The organism is Candidatus Thermoplasmatota archaeon (genome assembly GCA_038884455.1).
Lineage (GTDB): Archaea > Thermoplasmatota > E2 > DHVEG-1 > DHVEG-1 > JAWABU01.
This window is the reverse complement of the sequence record JAWABU010000018.1, coordinates 15,491-33,900: the sequence shown is the minus strand read 5'-3', so window position 1 is coordinate 33,900 and position 18,410 is coordinate 15,491. Positions and strand designations below refer to the sequence as shown.

General features: G+C 35.6%; 10 protein-coding genes. 4 read left to right on the top strand and 6 right to left on the bottom strand.

All coding sequences use genetic code 11. The annotated features are described in order from the left end of the window. The first annotated feature begins 465 nt into the window (after positions 1 to 465). The 3 genes from QXL17_04430 (at position 466) to QXL17_04420 (ending at position 5,932) form a co-directional block, all read left to right on the top strand. Positions 466 to 2,508 (top strand): hypothetical protein, encoded by a 2,043-nt coding sequence (locus QXL17_04430; GenBank protein MEM4258382.1) that lies wholly within the window; start codon positions 466 to 468, stop codon positions 2,506 to 2,508. 15 nt (positions 2,509 to 2,523) lie between these two features. Further along, entirely contained in the window at positions 2,524 to 5,274 is a 2,751-nt protein-coding gene (locus tag QXL17_04425) for a C25 family cysteine peptidase (protein ID MEM4258381.1), read from the top strand. Positions 5,275 to 5,350: 76 nt separating this feature from the next. After that, complete coding sequence (locus QXL17_04420) at positions 5,351 to 5,932, top strand: transposase (GenBank protein MEM4258380.1); 582 nt, start codon at positions 5,351 to 5,353, stop codon at positions 5,930 to 5,932. Positions 5,933 to 6,034: 102 nt separating this feature from the next. Here QXL17_04420 and QXL17_04415 read toward each other — a convergent pair whose 3' ends face one another. From QXL17_04415 to QXL17_04390, 6 genes are all read right to left on the bottom strand, one after another. After that, positions 6,035 to 7,723: a PKD domain-containing protein gene (locus QXL17_04415; protein MEM4258379.1), complete on the bottom strand. Its 1,689-nt coding sequence runs from the start codon at positions 7,721 to 7,723 to the stop codon at positions 6,035 to 6,037. Between the two features lie 2 nt (positions 7,724 to 7,725). Further along, positions 7,726 to 9,498 carry a PQQ-binding-like beta-propeller repeat protein gene (locus QXL17_04410; GenBank protein MEM4258378.1) on the bottom strand — a complete coding sequence of 591 codons (1,773 nt, stop codon included), beginning with the start codon at positions 9,496 to 9,498 and terminating at the stop codon, positions 7,726 to 7,728. Between the two features lie 155 nt (positions 9,499 to 9,653). Continuing rightward, positions 9,654 to 12,044: a PKD domain-containing protein gene (locus QXL17_04405; protein ID MEM4258377.1), complete on the bottom strand. Its 2,391-nt coding sequence runs from the start codon at positions 12,042 to 12,044 to the stop codon at positions 9,654 to 9,656. 27 nt (positions 12,045 to 12,071) lie between these two features. Next, positions 12,072 to 14,516 (bottom strand): PQQ-binding-like beta-propeller repeat protein, encoded by a 2,445-nt coding sequence (locus QXL17_04400; GenBank protein ID MEM4258376.1) that lies wholly within the window; start codon positions 14,514 to 14,516, stop codon positions 12,072 to 12,074. 234 nt (positions 14,517 to 14,750) lie between these two features. Next, the gene (locus QXL17_04395; protein MEM4258375.1) at positions 14,751 to 15,077 is read right to left on the bottom strand and encodes a hypothetical protein; all 327 of its coding nucleotides are present in this window, start codon (positions 15,075 to 15,077) and stop codon (positions 14,751 to 14,753) included. Positions 15,078 to 15,177: 100 nt separating this feature from the next. Next, a complete protein-coding gene (locus tag QXL17_04390) occupies positions 15,178 to 15,516 on the bottom strand; it encodes a hypothetical protein (GenBank protein ID MEM4258374.1) in 339 nt (112 codons plus the stop codon). A gap of 249 nt (positions 15,517 to 15,765) precedes the next feature. On the opposite strand from QXL17_04390, the gene QXL17_04385 reads away from it, so the two are divergent. After that, the gene (locus QXL17_04385; GenBank protein ID MEM4258373.1) at positions 15,766 to 18,390 is read left to right on the top strand and encodes a PQQ-binding-like beta-propeller repeat protein; all 2,625 of its coding nucleotides are present in this window, start codon (positions 15,766 to 15,768) and stop codon (positions 18,388 to 18,390) included. Positions 18,391 to 18,410 lie beyond the last annotated feature (20 nt).

Below are 18,410 nucleotides of genomic sequence, written 5' to 3'. Positions count from 1 at the left end.
ATCGGCGGTGAAATTGCGGTTCACATGGTTCGCAACTGTTGGATTAATCCTTTTCTTTGCGCGTCCCATCCAATGAAAAAATGAATGTTTCTTCCTTAATTATCTATTTCGGGATGAAGCCTTTTCTACCTATAGTTTTTTATTTGTTGAAGTACATCCCCTTCTTGCATTTTCCCATCCTGCCAAGTCTCTGTTGCAAGGATCTTGGTAGGCATGAAAATGCATGTCCCCCTACTTTTAACTTAGATCATATGGTTTTATATAGAAGAATCACTCATTTGGAAATCCCAGCCTAATGTTTTACTGCTAGTTCAAGAAAAAGTGTAAGCTACTAAGATTATAACAGATTAACAATAGAATTTATCGTCGTTTGATACTTTTCAAATTATTTGATGTAATTAAAATAAATAATTTATATTTAAAAATTTAAATAAAATAATATCTATTTTAAATTGAGGTGAAAAAATGAAAAAACTATGTATTGGAATAATTTTAATAAACATGTTATTATCGACAATATCTAGTCTACCAGCAACCAGACAACCAACACCAACAAATAATATTCTCTGGGAAAAAAATTTTGGAGGGACGGGATCTGATGTTGGTTATTCAATTATACAAGCAACTGATGGTGGATATGTCCTTGTTGGTACTACAACATCAACAAATGTAGGCGATACTGATATTATTATAATTAAAACAGATCATAATGGAAATGAACAATGGAATACAACCTTTGGTGGTCCTAATGAAGACTATGCATATGCTGTAATCGAAACAATAGACCAAAATTATGCAATTATCGGTTCAACAACATCTTATGGTAATGTTAATGGTGATGTCTTATTTTTAAAAATAAATAATAATGGAGAAACCTTATTTTTCAAAACTTATGATTTATCAGGATATGATGATGGACGCTCACTTCAACAAACCTATGATAGAGGTTTCATTGTTACAGGTTATTCAACTGGTACAAATGATGCTTTCCTTCTTAAACTTGATGCAAATGGAAATCGAAAATGGAACAAATTTTATGGATCAACTGATCTTGATATTGGCTATGATGTAAAACAAACTTCAGATAATGGATATATAATTGTTGGAGAATTATTCTCCCCAATACGTTTAGGAGAGATATGGTTTTTAAAAACCGATGAACAGGGTTCTGTTCAAATAAGCAAAACATACGGAAATGATAATTATGATATAGGTAGATCAATTCAGATCACACAAGATGGAGGATATGCAATTGCTGGAACTACAAAAATAAATAATTATTATAAAGGAATTTTTATAAAAATTGAACGAAATGGAGAAAAACAATTTGAAAAAATATTCGGTGAAGATGAGATAAATAGTGAATTTTACAATATTAAACAAACGGTTGAAGGTGATTTTCTATTAATTGGTGTAAAAGGATCAAACACTACTGGATTAAATCAATTTTGGATTGTAAAGACAGATATACTTGGATCTGAAGAATATAGCATGGTTTTTGGTGGGGAAATGTCAGACGATTATGGTTTTGATATAATCCAAACACTGGATGGTTATTGTGCAATTGGTACAACTTTTTCAACGGGACTCGCAGGAGACATATGGCTAATAAAAATTGATTCCCCGATAAAACCTTTATTTTTAGGGCCTGCTACACTGCGCACAGGACAAGTGGGAGTATACTCATCAACTTTTATCCACCCACAAAAACATCATTTATGGTATCTCTGGTCTTTTGGTTCTGACCATATTGAAATCGGACCAGTTGCATCAGGAAAATTAGCACAAATGATATATACCTGGCAAACAGGAGGAATTTATTCTGTAACACTACAAGTAAGAGATAATAGTTTTTACAGTAGTTTATCTGAACCGCTTTCTGTACTTGTCAACGATCCGCCAACAACTCCAGAAAAACCAAATGGACCAACACAAGGGATCGTTGGTCAAATATATACATATTCAACAAAATCAAATGATCCTAATGGAGATGCTGTAGCATATCAATGGGACTGGGGAAATCAAATAGGAGATTGGACCTCTGAGATAGCTTCAGGCCAAGTCATTCAAACAACCAATTTATGGCCAACCGAAGGAATATATTCAGTTCATGTACGATCAAAAGATCACTATGGTGCAATCAGTGAATGGTCTCCAGTCCAAATTGTGTATGTGACAAATTCAAATCCACCGGTTCAAAAGCTCAAAATAAAAGAAATCAATGGGGGCATTAATACAGTTAGTGTAATTATTGAAAATAGTGGTAGCGATGCAGTATACAATATTAATTGGAGTATTGATGTCACAGGAGGAATTTTTAAAAATATAGCCTCTTCAAAAAGTGAAAGTATACCAAGTTTAGATCCTTATAGTGAAATAATTGTAAAAACCGATCCACAAATACGAGGTCTCGGCAAAATTGACATCTCTATTAATGTAGATACTCTTTCTAAAAAGGCTGTTGGCCTTGTTTTAGGAAAATATGTCATTATATTAGGAGTTGTTTGAAGGAAGTGATAAAAAATGAATAAAAGAAACAATTTAAATAAAATAATACCTTTAATAATCATCGGATTTATTTTATCCTCTGGAGTCGGACTTGCTCGGCAATTAACTACTTTGAACGATTCTGAGCATCGAACCTGTGTTTTTTCAAATTTAGCTATTACTACACAATCCAAAACTGTAACTCTTGATCTCGATGGAACAAATACAATTTTCAGCAAACCTGGTTTTTATCAAGTACCTATGAAGGTAGAGACATTTACTTTTCCAGTTGGAACGGTAATAACAGATGTTACTTGCACGCCAAACAATGTACATTCACGACAACTTTCTCATAAATTACCTGTTGCATCCTATCCTATAGCAAAAGATGGAACATTTTCGACACATGCCCAATTCGATACACCTCAAACAATCAAGACCTGGTTTAAATATCATCTCGGTATGGGGCTTGATGAAAATAATCAACGGCGAATGATCCTGAGTATACAGCTCTTTCCAATACAATATACACCTGAAACGAATACGATCAATTATGCACAATCCATTGAAATTAATGTTAATTATCTCCTTCCAAAAACACAACCTCGACCGACAGAACCAGAGTATAAATTCATCATCATCTCTCCAGATGCATTTATTAGTGCATTAACACCATTATTAAATCATAAAACAACTGTACGGAACATTCCGACAAAAATCATCACCCTTAATGAAATCTACAATGGTGATTATTTCCAGGTACAAGGTCGTGACAATCAAGAAAAAATTAAATATTTCATAAAAAATTCAATAGAAAATTGGGGTACAACTGATGTTCTTTTAGTCGGAGGAATCAATCAAGTACCTGCTCGACGATCACATATTCATGTTGAAGGTGCAGATCCATATCAAAATGAAATTATATATACCGATGTGTATTATGCAGATATTTATAATAACACCAACGGTTTTTCTTCTTGGGATACTAATAACAACAGTGTTTTTGGTGAATACGATTGGGGCAGTACTCATGACACCGATGAGATTGATCTTTACCCAGATATTGCAATAGGAAGACTTGCATGTGTTCAACAATCCGAAGTAACAGATTGTGTGAATAAAATTATACAATATGAAACAGCAAAAGCATATAAACAGTCGTGGTTCAAAAAAATGATAGTCATCGGTGGCGATTCGTTTTGTCCCCCAGATGTTCCTGAAGATATATGGGGATGGAATGAAGGAGAAGAAGCCAACAAAGCTGCTCTTCAGATAATGACTGATTTTACATCAGATAAAATCTGGGATACAAATGCACGACTTAGCAGTACCTATCCAATGACAGGTGTTCAAGAAATCACAAATTCACTTAACCAAGGATCAGGATTTGTTTTTTTCTCAGGACATGGAAGTGAGCAATTATGGTCAACTCATCCTCATAATAACAGTCGCTTTTGGATACCAACACCACTCAGTCAAGGTGCATATACCTCAGCAAATGTTGCAAGTTTAACAAATGGAAATAAATTACCAATTGTTATTGTCAGTGCATGTTCTGTAGGAAAATTTTCAGTTGACAATTGTTTCGGATGGCGGTTTGTAAAAAATCCAAATGGCGGCGGTATCGTTTCCTTTGCTCCAACAGCAATATCGTTTGGTATGGTTGGACCAGAAGATCTCAATGGATATGACACTCTTTTATGTCTAAATGTGTTTAATGCATACAAAGAAAAACAGACCACTACAATTGGACAGGTTTGGAGTAAAGCACTTACTAGTTATATCAATAATGGTATGTCAGATCCAGCTGCTGATTTGAAAACAATAGAGATGTATGAGATGTTTGGTGATCCTACACTTGCAATAGCCGATGATCTTATTCCACCAAATAAACCGCAAACACCAACAGGTCCAAATGCGGGATTAACACATATAGAATATTCTTACTCAACAAAAACAACTGATCCAAATTCTGATGATCAACTTTGGTATAATTTTAGTTTCGGAGATAACACTTTTAGTGGATGGATAGGTCCATTTGCTCAAAATGCTCATGCAAGTGTAAGCCATCAGTGGATCGCTGCAGGAACATATGATATCAAAGTATCTGCAAAAGATACTCATGATGTTCTAAGTGTTGAGTCGGATCCCCTAACTGTAATTATTACAGGAAATGAAAATTTACCCCCGCCTACCCCTTCAGTACCAATAGGACCAACAAATGGTGAAGTAAAAATTGCATATACTTTCACCACTGCAGCAGTTACTGATCCTGATGGTGATCAAGTACTTTATAATTTCTCATTTGCAGATGGTACTTTTAGTGGTTGGATTTCAAATAATTATTCAACCCATAGTTGGAATAATGCTGGTACCTACGAAGTGAAAGTTAAAGCAAAAGATACCCGCCAAGCACAAAGTGACTGGTCCCCAGCTTTAACTATTACGATACTTAGTCATCAACCTGCATTTGAGATTTCATTTGAAGGCGGAACAGGATTTACAGTTTCCATAACAAATACAGGCGATAATATTGCAACAAATATTTCATATAATATTGAAATCATCGGAGGATTATATGTTACCCCTCGTAAAGTAAATGACAAAATCAGTAAATTATCTATTGGTGAAACAGAAAATATTAATGTCAATGTCTTTGGAATTGGTTTTGGTATATTAATCAAACCGTTACCAAAAATACGAATAAAAATTTTATGTGATCAAAATATTGAAATTGAAAAGGAGGTTAATGTAAAAATTAAATTCAAAACAATAATTCTTGAATAAAAATATTTAAATTTTCCTCTCATTAACTGCGGCTGAGGATACTGCATAGTTCGGAGCGACAGCGTAGAACCCGCAGATGAAAAGCCGCATCTCTTTTTCTCCAGTTAAACCGTATCTGTTTTTTGTCGCACGCGGCAGACGTGTTCGCCTGTCTATGAAAGGTGCGACAGGAGAAAAATTCTGTAGGGAAAATATAAGTAGCAGTAGTTATAAAAAGCCAATGCATGACACACGAAACAACTGGGTCACCATGATGTTTTCAACACATAAAAGATACCGTAACTTCAGAAAACAAAGCCACATCGATACTTGCACCAAAGCGTTCCACGACTTGGAACATCTTGGCTTTCAGTACGGCGAATTCGGTTTCAGTGAGGATCATATTCACTTTCAAGTAAACATTCCAAAACAGCACTCCATTCAAAACGCTGAAATCATCCTCAAGTCCTACACATCAAGAAAAATGTTTGAGGCGCACCCTGGATTCCGTAAGCGTTACCCACGTGGCAGCTTCTGGAGCGGCTACGAACACCACGAGTCCACGGGACTGATCGATTTGGAAAAGTCGATTAACTATTGGCGGAGTCAACAACAGCGACATGGGGTACACGTCTTTGATGATCGGCAGCAAAAGTTACCCGGGTTCGCCGCCGAGTGAGATGCGGCAACGCTCGTTAGATCTTGACAAGGATCGTAGGTGTAAAAAAGGTTCTGCGCACCTTCCCGTTAGCGCCTCTTAGTTTCATTATTGTTCTCTATGTTATGTGGATGTTATGGTTAGATTTCTTGTTATAAAAAGACAGCAGTATCCTTTAAGAAAATATTGTACGCTAGGAATTTTTTCATGTGTTATAGTAACTACTGCATCAAATTTTCCTAAACCAAGAATTGGTAGTACTATTTTTATTGAAGTATTTCTAGTAAGGTTAAAACTTTTGTGACACTCTTTTGGATAAATAAAACCATTATTAACCGCTATGGTACAAGTAATATGCGTGAGATTCCAGGATCCAATATTATAACATAATAGGGTTATTCCAAAACCTCTTGGTTTGATCTGGAATCGTAATGGATGATCATCTATAGTGATAGATGTATAATTCGTGCATATCTGTTGTTGGTCTCCAGAATCTGTAACTGTAAAGAGGATTGTGTATGTTCCGCTCTTTGAGTAGCGGGGTGTTGGTTTTTCTTCAATTGATGTGGTTCCATCGCCGAAATCCCACTGATACGCATATGGAGGTTTCCCTCCAGTTACAGATCCATGTAGCTCAATTGGCATGGTAACAATACCAGTATATGGACCACCTGCAGTAACTGTCAACTGACGATATATTATTATAACTGCAGTATCGTTTCCTTGATTTCCAACAAGATCTCGAACGAGGAGTCTTACTGTATAATTTCCAGGGTTTAAATAACAATGAATTGGATTTTGTTGATTTGATGTGGTTCCATCGCCGAAATCCCACAACCAGCGATATTCTGATGATATTCCTCCGGATGCATATCCATAGAATTCAAGATTCCTTCCGCAGTATCCCATCGTGCTCGTTTCAACAGTAACATTAATGAGCCGAAACAGAGTTGTATCTGTTGGGTTATTTGGATTGCTGTTTATAAATCCATGAGTATTTGCTTGTACTTCTTCATAGTCGGTTGCACTATCATTGTCGGTATCTAAGTCATATGGATTAGTACAATAAACAAATAATTCTTCATAATCATTGAGTCTGTCTGAATCTGAATCAAGTAATCTGAGTGTTTCGTTATTATCTACGTTGAAGATTACGAATGAATACTGATCTGGGTAACAAATGATTTTCGGCCCGATACCTACCATTTTGAGAAAAAAGTTGTAGATAGTATCGTTTGAGAATTGAGCTATCGTAGAATTAGTATATTGTAGTGCTGTGATGAGACGATAGTTACGAAACATACAATGGTACTTGTCGGTATTAATACCGATTGATTCATTCATCGATGTATCAAAGCTTGGTAAGGTACTATATCCCAGGCCGAAAAGCTTATATGACCATTCATCAGGTTTATGTTGCCAGATATGGTAATATATATTTGATATGGTTGTTGGTTGATGTGTCTCATTTTCTGTGAATTTAAAGATTATAAATGTATGACATTCAGTTCGCTCGTTTGTCTCAGGGGGTTGTTGTAATAGGAGGCCAAAATCGAGCCGGGAATGTTGACCGGGAATAGGATCATCATCACGTAGATAATAACATTGATTACTTGTTGATTCATAGATAAGATCTTGTTGTTTGCTGCTTAGTGATTCTAGAGTACATAATTGACCTTGTATAGTTATTAAAACTTCACAGGAATGAATACTTATTAGAGTAAGTAATGAAATTATGAAAAATACTTTTAATGTTTGGTATGACCTGAGTTTTGTTTCCGAACGGATTCTAGAACGTTTTGAGAGTCTCATATTCATTTTATACGAACTGTATTGAATAATATCTGCGCATTTACTGTTTTATTAGTCGTGATTCCTTGATCACAAGTTACCGTTATAGTTATGATCGGTAATGGTGTACATAATCCTAAGCCAAACCCAAAGATTGATACTATGACATCTATTTCTTCATGCGATCCAATCATATTCAAAAATATTGAGGTATTTCTTGGGTAAACAAAAACACCCCCGGTTATATGGATGGAGACTGTTACATTAGTAGCAGGGCCATTACCTGTGTTATTGATGTTTATTGAAACACCTTTACCGCCAGTAACTGAATCAATGTTTAAATTCGGAGGATCTACAATGATTACTTTTAACCGTTCAGAGCTCTGACTTGTTTCATATTGATCTTTTGCTTTTGCCCGTACATAGAATGTTCCAGGATTTTTCCAAGAATGAGTTGCTGAGATCGGTGTGTTTTGAGCAACAGGGCCAATCCAACCACTGGAGGTACCGTCACCCCATGAAAAATTATACCAAAGTTGATCATGATCAGGATCTTCAGTACTCGCGGTGTATTGATACTCATAATTCGTAAAACCTATAGTTGGTCCTCCTGGTGTTTGGGGCTTGTATGGGGGGCTGTTATCTGCAAAACAATAAAGAGTAGTATTTGAACTAAAAACCAGTACTTTTTGTGCAATTGCTGGAGATGATGTTTCAATTGGATCTTTTGTTTTATATTTCCAAATTAAAGACTTGTCTGATGCGTTCAAACAATACATAAAAGAATCTCTGGAACCAAAATATATTTTACCATCTGCACTAATGGGAGATGACATGACGGTATTTCCAGTTTGAGTATCATAAATCCAGATAAGATCGTATTCGCATTCTTCCGGATCAGGTATTCCCTCATCGATACCATCATCAAAAGGATCTGAATCAAAACAAAGTGTCTGATTTTTATCAGAAAATGTTGTAACATATAATCTATTCTGGTAGATTGTCGGGGTTCGTGTTATGGTGATTGGTAAATCAGTGACCTGCCAGAGGATATTTCCTGTTTGTAGATCAAATGAAAACAATCGAAATCCAGTTCCAAGATATATTTTTTCATTATAAATAATCGGTGATGGTTCTGCAGAAAAAATGGTTACACTCAGTGTTTTTCTCCAAATAAGATCATATGATGCATTATCGGGATCATCAACTCCTTCATCAATTCCGTCTGAAGGATCAGCATCAAAACAAAACAATCGTTTATTGTCTGCTAAAACGATTAAACGATCATTATCAACAGCTGGTGATGACTTAATATTTCCACCTGTTTGGTAACTCCATACAATATCGCCGGTTGTTGCATTAAAACAGTATATTTTTTTATCTGATGATCCAATAAAAACAAATCTATCTGTGACCACTGGTGAGGAAACGATACTGTCCCCACATTGATACTTCCAGAAAAGTGTTGTGGTTCCGTTGTCGTTTCCTGTTGCATCAAGACAGTATAGATATTTATCCTCGGAGCCGACATACAGTTTTCCGTTAGCAATTGCTGGCGTCGATCGTATAATTCCGTTGGTTAAAAAAGTCCAAATAATCTTTGTTGCCCCACTGCCGTCACCGAGAGCATCAATGCAATATACTTTTTTGTCTACTGATCCCAAGTAGATTTTATTTTCAAAAATCGTGATCGCTGAAGTAATTTCTTTTTCAAGAGATAGTTTCCATATCGAATGATTCGTGTTTGGAGCGTTGGATTGTGAACTTCCGGTATGGCGTGCATCATGGTGAAACATGGGCCACCAATCTATATTTGATGATTCTTGATCTAAAGATACTGTCTCGGGCAGCGCTGTAATTTTCGTTGACAAGGTTACAGAGTTTAACGCTGCAAAGAACAACAAGCTACTTATTATCAAAACACATTTCTTTATAATAATCACCTCGCATTCTATTTCTTTTCTTCAATATTCTTTTTATAATCGTATAAATTAGTTACTGTTGTTTTTGATTCATTCAGCTTTGTATCGATGACATAGAATAATACTAGAAGTGCTGGTTCTGACATGTTCTCTTTATCTATCCGAACAGTAATTCCGATAGGTCCAAAACCAAGAATGAGCATTTGTACTGTTTTTCCTTCACCTACGAGTAACTTAGATAATATTCCTTTTTTTTCTTTGGGAAATACAAATCTGCCGTTCACTTTGATTGACCATGAGATATTTGTAAGATCTTTATCACCAGTATTATTAACAAACACCTTAAGCCCCAGTCCTTTTTTGATTTGGATCGTGAATCGATTTTGAATTGTAGCAACTGTTGTATCATTTTTGATATTTGGTGGGTTAGAGCTGTCGGTAACTGTTAATCTAACGGTATATGTACCTCGTTCGTTATAGGAATGTTTAGGATTCTGTACTGCTGCAGTCTGTCCGTCTCCAAAATCCCAATGCCATACATATGGTGGTTTTCCTCCGCTTGCAGATCCAAACATGTTTATTTCATCACCGATATATCCAGCATACGGTCCATTTGCATTGATGTCCATATCACCGGGCTTTGGAAACTTAATTTTTATTGAACAATACATTAGGTATCCCCCAGTGTTTGGACCGCTACTCTGGATGTATGATCCAAAATCATTGTCATCAAAATAGTACAGAAAGATTTGACCCCAATCGTTACCAAGATCGACGATATCAGGACATAAATAAGGATAAACAGTTATTTGATCTGAGAAATCAAACAGTTGACTGTTAACGTCTGTAAGTGGTATTGGGTCAAACCAAGAATTTCCATTGTCTGGAGAAACACTAATGTAAATTAGCGGATGTTTCTTATACTTGCTATATTGTGGATTTCCATCGGTTCCGAGTTGATGATAGGTGCCATCAACCCACATTTGTACCATCCAATTTTTTTCACGATTTATTGCTTGTTTTTGGATGTTTTCATGAAATATTCCAGCATCGCTTGCTGGATAGGTACTCCATCCAATAACTGGGAACAGATTATTACTATCGATCCATGGTACAGTATGACCAGAATGACTATCGTAACCAGGAAGTTGTGGTACCTCCCGAAAACTGAAACTAGTTCCATTCCATACCATTTCAGCTTGTGGAAGGAAATAGGGAAGATAAAATGTTGAGACGCCGTTACTCCAGCTGTATTGTTGCAGATAGGGCATATGGAGATTTCCCTCTGCATCATACAGAGCAGTATTATGAAACCCAGCAATAGTTACATCAAGGAATGCTGGTGCTTCTGGAAATCCTGGATTTTGAACTTGATATAATGGTTGTCCTGGGCCATCATCATACAAATTGGCGATGTTCCAGGTTTCACCATAGTCAAATGATTCCCACACAAATGCTCCTTCATTCACTGGCATATCTCCCATGTCTCCTTTTAACCATGAAGCCCAGCCAATGAATGCTACTTTTCCAGGATGTGTGTAATCAATGGCAAACGCTTGGAATGGTCGACATGCTTTGGCACGCCACTCGGTAAATACAGTTGTAGTTGTCCATGATGTTTGATTTAAAAGGCTGGTCAGGTCAGCATCATGAGTATTCAGTACATCGGTATACATAATTCGAACATCTTCGCAGGGAAGCTCACCGGGGATGTTCACTTCATTATTTGTTATTTGATACACACGAACATACTGTGTTCCTAAGGGGGATGGACCGATATACATCGATGGCCAGATATAATGCATGGAATCTGACAACGGGATAGTTACAGGATTCATCCATGACCCTGGGATATTTCCTGCATTAAAATTATCATAGGTGATCGCTGTTGTATACTCAGGTGATTCATGCCAACTGACAATCGGGTTACCTGTCGATGGATGAATAGCAAGTGAGCCATATCCTTGTCGTTTTGTATATGTTGTTATGGTCCCATTGATGATTCCATATGAGCTATTTACATACGCATAGTATTGTCGCCGTTCGATCGTTTTCGTTGGCTGCGCATGAAACGTCAAATATTGACCCCCACCGTTCATCTTTTGAAGACAAATAGAATTTGATGAATAACTACCAGGCATATAATCATAAAATGATTTTAGCACCGGTGTTGGGTTTTGGATAAACTCGTATTGTGGAAAATTAAAAGAAGAGGTTTGGGTATACGCTGGTTGTACATTTTTATTAGAAAATGGGAAATAGTACGGAGTTGGCTGTATTCCACTTCGCAGGACATCAAAGTCTTGATGGTGGTTTGTTTCAGTAATCGCATTTCTGTTTGCACTGTACCCGCTGGGACACAAGAGTATACTGGTACAAAGCATAATTGCTACTATCATTAATACTTTTTTTTTTCCCATCTCTGTTCACCTTCTGTTCCATCATCATTACTGAACGAAGATTAGCCCAAAGAAGAGACGTGCTTTTTTTGTTACAACAATATCAGGCATCAACTCTGCTTTAATAGTAATAATGATGTCGACTGTACCGATACCGCGTACTGGTTTATCAATAATAATCACTGATTGTTCTCCTTCAATTTGAGGAATAAATCCTTGGGCAAATTCTCCAGCAAAGATATATGCTCCCGTATTTCCACCAGAAAGTGTGATATTCCATGTAACATTATATGCACTTGTTTGTCCTGTATTGACAATAGTTGCTTGAATTCGTTTAATGCCAATGTTGTTAAATATACCTTGACCAAACAATCCACCACCACCGATCTTTATAACTGAAAGATTCGCTGGTGTTTTAATAGTTATAATCAGGGTGTTTGACCAATCACTGGTATTCCACTCATCCTTTGCTTTTGCCTTAATCGTATACGTTCCTGGTTCAGTAAAAATATGAGGTACTGGATACGGTACCGTTGGATCTACAGATGTCACAGTCCACTGATCAATTTGATCATCACCATTCCAATCAAATCCATATTTAACGTAATTTCCATCTTCATCAGTTGTATTTACAAAAAAGGTATATGATACACCTGTGATTCCTTCTGTCGGTCCGGTAAGTGTAGGTTTTTCAGGTATATGATTTCTGATGAGTATAGATGATGTAGTTTTATTACTAAACTCTTGTCCATCATAAGCCCAAACTTTAAAAGTACGCATTCCTGGTTGTGTCCATGCATGGGATACTGACGGTCCATAATCCTCCCATATACCATCATTATTCCAATCCCAATAATAATATAGGCTCTCGCCATCGTCATCAGTAGATTCTGCAGTGAAATTGTATGATATATATAACCATCCTTCAGTGGGACCAGTAACAACAGGATCTGTTGGCTTTGAATTGTTCACATAGATCGTATGATATGACCATGGGCTTTTTGCACCAACGTTGTTTTCTGCTATCACTGCAACAGTATAGACCCCCCAAGTTGTATACACGTGGGTAAATATTTGGGTTGTGTTTGAAGGATAATATGATGACCATGTTATATCTTGTCCAGTCCAATTAATTCCATATCGAATCGGACGATTATCTGAATCAGTCGATCGAACTTCAATAAAAACGATCTGATTTGGTTTCCAATCATGATTTCCAGAAATGATCGGCTGAGATGGTCTTGGAGTTTCGAAACAATATAGTTTTTTATCGTTTGATCCGATGTAGAGTTTTCCGTTAACAATTGCCGGAGACGAACTGATTGCGCCTCCTGTGGTGTAGGACCATATGAGGTTTGTTGTGCCGTCGCCATTGCCATTTGCATCAAAGCACAATATTTGTTTCAGTTGTGTCCCAATGTATACTTTTTCGCTTGCTACTGCGGGCGAGGAACTGATCACACCTCCAGTGGCGTAGGACCATATGAGGTTTGTTGTGCCGTCGCCATTGCCATTCGCATCAAGACAATATACTTTTCTATCCTGTGAACCAATGTATACTTTTTCGCTTGCTACTGCGGGCGAGGAACTGATCGCACCTCCTGTGGTGTAGGACCATATGAGGTTTGTTGTGCCGTCGCCATTGCCATTTGCATCAAGACAATATATCTTTTTATCGTTTGATCCGATGTAGAGTTTTCCGTTAACAATTGCCGGAGACGAACTGATTGCGCCTCCTGTGGTGTAGGACCATATGAGGTTTGTTGTGCCGTCGCCATTGCCATTTGCATCAAGACAATATATCTTTTTATCTTTTGATCCGATGTAGAGTTTTCCGTTGAAGATTGCGGGAGATGAAGTAATTATATCTCCTGTTTCGTAGGACCATATACGATTCGTCGTACCATCGTTGTTACCTAAAGAATCAAGACAATAAACATATTTACTTTTTGAAGCAATGTAGACTTTGCCATCGTTTACCGCTGGAGATGATTCAAATCCAAACGAATCTTCAAAGGTCCAGATGACATTTGTTGTACCGTCACCATTGCCATTTGCATCTAGACAATAAACTTTTTTATCATTAGATCCTATATAAATTCTTCCATCAGCAAATGCAGGTGTTGAATTTATCGTACCGCCGGTGGTATAACTCCAGATCACATTCGTGGTACCATTCCAACAACCTTCTGCATCTAAACAATATACTTTTTTATCTCTTGAACCAATATATACTTTATTATTAACAATGATCGGAGAAGAAGAACTAATGATATCATTAGTTAGATACGTCCATTTTAAATTATTTGTTTCTGGGGCATGAGATGTTGAAGAACCCGTGTGTTGTAAGTCATGTTGAAACATGAACCACCAATCTGTATTTTTAGTGGCTTCAGAGCCATCATTTACTGAATCTGTTACTGATTGTACTATAAAATTAGATATCACCAGCGTTAGCACTATGACTAAGATAGTTACATATTTTTTGTTCATTTTGCTTTTTCCCCCTAATTTTTTTTATTTTTTGTTTATTTTTTTAATAACTTGATTAATAAAAGTTCTGCCGCAATACATAAACTTTATTGAAAAAGTTTTGAGTTTTTGTAAGAGTTTTTTATGTGTATGACCAGAAATTAAAAATTATATACATTAATGAAAAAAATAATTAATAAATAAAATTAGAACTCTTAGACGTATATCGCTGAGTGTAGTTACTCTATTTTACTTCTAATCTAAATATATAGGAATAATCTCTATCCGATCATTGTTGATATCAAGTTTCATTTCTTCCAATCGAGGTTTTATAAATTCTTCAAAATAGTCTTCAAATGTGAAGGTTGGATCTGACATTTTCTTCATGTTAAGATATACTCTAAGAAAACCACATAATGGATCTTTTACTAGTTTTATTTCTCTTGCTGCTTTTTTAAGTTCATCTAAATTATTAGCATTATCTCCTGCGTGATGATTATCTGATGATACCATGGGTAGTATTGCTATAACTATAAGACAAACACTAGCCCAAATACTAAACATTTTTCCTATCTTTTTCATTTTCAACACCTTTTTAGTTTTTTTAAAGGATAAACTCTTTTGGGAAATATCCTTACTAGGACATGCAATATTAATCTTTATTATTCTTCAGACTTTCTACTTAAACAGGTATCTCTTGAAAGACGATAATAATCGGAGGATAATCATCAAGAATGCTATCTGGAAAGCTGACTATGGTTTTGTAAATACGATAAACACCTGCTGGTAGGTATGTCCACTCTCCGTCTTTAAGTGTCCATCCTCCAGTTGTATAGAACGCTCCGATTTGAATTGTACCTGCAGGGTATGGCCAAACATCATACCAATCACCATCAAATACAGAACGCCCATCTTCACCGATACCTGCTTTGACTTCGTAAGAAACAAAACAGGTCAAAAAAACTATTGCCGGCAATAATATAAATATCAGCTTTTTTCCAAATCTGACTTCTTTCATCATATACCTCCTTTTTGACATATACAAGATGGGGAAATTGGGGGAAAAATAAGATGATAAAAAAGATCACCCTATTTTTCATACATAAGTTGGATTCAAACAATATTAATATTTTATTGAAAATTGTTTTGAGTTTTTGTAAGAGTATTTTACTTAGAATCAGGTATTTTTATTATCGCATATTTTTTCTAAACAAAAAATTTGAATATAGGATTTATGATATCATTTATGTAATTAGGACTGGATGGGTATATGAATAAAGAGGTATCAAAATTATGTACATATGCATTGGTGATTTTTTGTTTCTTGTCATTCTGTTCGACAGCAATTGTCGCTAATTGGCCTCAATATGGATATAATGAAATAAACACAAGTTTCTCTCCAACATCTGCACCAATTACAAATAAGACATTTCTAATAAAACAAGTAGATAGTGAAAATCAAGGTGAAGCTGCCGGATATCCTGTTTTTTTTAATGGAAAGCTATTCGTTGGTTTCTCCGATGGATCACTTTACTGTATCAATGCATACAATGGCTCAGTGTTTTGGAAAAAAAATTTACAAGAGAGTTATGGTTTAATCTATGGAACTCCTGCTGTGAATAATAATCAACTTTATGTTGGATCTGGTTCAAAACTTCTATGTTTCGATACTGAAACTGGTTCTGTCAAATGGACAATAGAAACTGGTAATACTATCAAAGCATCACCAACGGTAGATCATGGAAAAATTTTTGTTGGTTCGACCGATAAAAAGATGTATTGTATCGATGAGAATGGTACGTTGATTTGGTCGTTCACAGCAAATGAAACTATTTTTACTGCTGCTGCATGCCAAAACGACAAGATATATTTTTCAGCAAGTAACTCTTTGTTAGGAGCTTTTCAGAGCACTTCCTTTATTTATTGCCTTGATCGAGATACCGGTGAAAAAAAATGGAGATATCTAATAGAAGGATCACCACGAGCAACAGCATGTACTGTTGTTGATAATAGAGTTTATGTTGGCTGTGTTTCATCGTTAATTTGTCTCGATGCAGAAGGCAATGGCGACGGCACAACAACTTTGATTGCTGAGTATCAGATTCACCCAGTGAGTGCTCTCACAGATATCACTGCTGCTTATGGGAATATTTACTTTGGAACATCTTATTCGAGTCAAAATAAAATCTATTGTTTGACCTTCAATGCTACTCAAGGGGAATTAAAGGTATGTTGGGATTATACATTTTCTGGTACGACAACATGGGCATCTGCTTCTCCCATTGTTGCAGATTCTAAAGTGTATGTTTCCGTAAAACCACGAAAGTTTTATTGTTTTGATGCACTTGGAAATGACAATGGCACTTCTTCTGTTATTTGGCAAGCGAGTACTGGAGAGTACACAGCAAATGGACAACCTATTGTTTCGAATGGAAAAATTTGGGTTGCAACAAACAATAAAATTGTTATCGGATTTGGTGAAAATAATGCCCCTATACAGCCGATAAAACCGATTGGAACAACCTTTGGAGAAATACATAAAAATTATATTTTTACTTCAAAGACTGATGATCCTGATGGAGATCTACTGTGGTATCAATGGAAGTTCGATACGGTTATTACCGAATGGTTCGGCCCGTATCAATCAAATTTTTCAGTACAACAAAGTTATTCTTGGAAAACCTCAGGGATTCATACAGTCCAAATCAGAGCAAGAGATATATATAATGCAGAAAGTGATTGGTCCTTACCTTTTCTGCAGGTTATTAATCAGTCGATATCTTCATTACTAGTTGAATGTCCGTCTGAAATAGTAGAAGGGGAAAATTTTACTGTAACTGTCCTTGTTGACGGAAAACCAGTTGATCAAGCTTCAGTTACTTTTTTACGAAAAACCTACAAAACAGATATATTTGGAACAATTATTATTTCAGCTCCGTATGTTACTAGAAATACTGTTTTTCCATTAGTAGTAACGTATGAAAACTATCCATCAATTACAAAAATAATATCGATTTTAAATCAAGACGATAGTGCAAAAAATCATGGATGGGTTTTTGGGATAATCTACGATGAAGATCATAACATATTGCAAAATGTAACAATTTGTATTAATTATAACATTGGCAACAATATTGAGAGAGAGTGTACTATTTCAAAAGATGGTCTGTATAATAGTAAACCACTTTTTGAAGGAAGTTATCATATTCAAGTATCTAAAATCGGATATTATCCACAGACACAAACCATTGATATCTATAAAAATACCGCTGTTCAACTTGATTTTTTCCTAAAAAGAATTGATTCTTCTGTCCAACCGAATAGTTTGATCAGAGAATATATCAATAATGCAATACTTGAAGGAAAAATAGGCGGAGAAATAATTTTTAATCAAACAGAAGAATCAATTTATTATGAAAAATTGACGTATACTGATTTGTCCATTGGATCTATCATCTATAATGAACAACAAAAACAAATTTCATTGAATATTAGTAGCGAACAAACACAAAGTAGTATTCTGGTTATAATTCTAAATCAAGAAACTATTGTAGGCTCCCATGAAGAAATAAGTGTCGAATATGACAATCAAAAAATACTAACTATTGCGAATAATATAACTGATCTTTTAAATACAGATATTCATGAAAACAATCCAAAATATTATATTACGCAAGATTCTGATAAAAAAATCCATGTATTGATTTTTATACCCAATTTTAGTGAACATACTATTGTCCTTAAAAAAGTTATAAATTTACTAACGACGCCGATTGCGATTTTGATTTATACTATCCTAAGTATAATATGTATAATCATATTTATTGTCCCGAGTTTGTACCTACATTATCCACCATTATTTTATATTTTACACAAAAGGAGAAAAAACAAATGATACTTACAATTATGTTATAT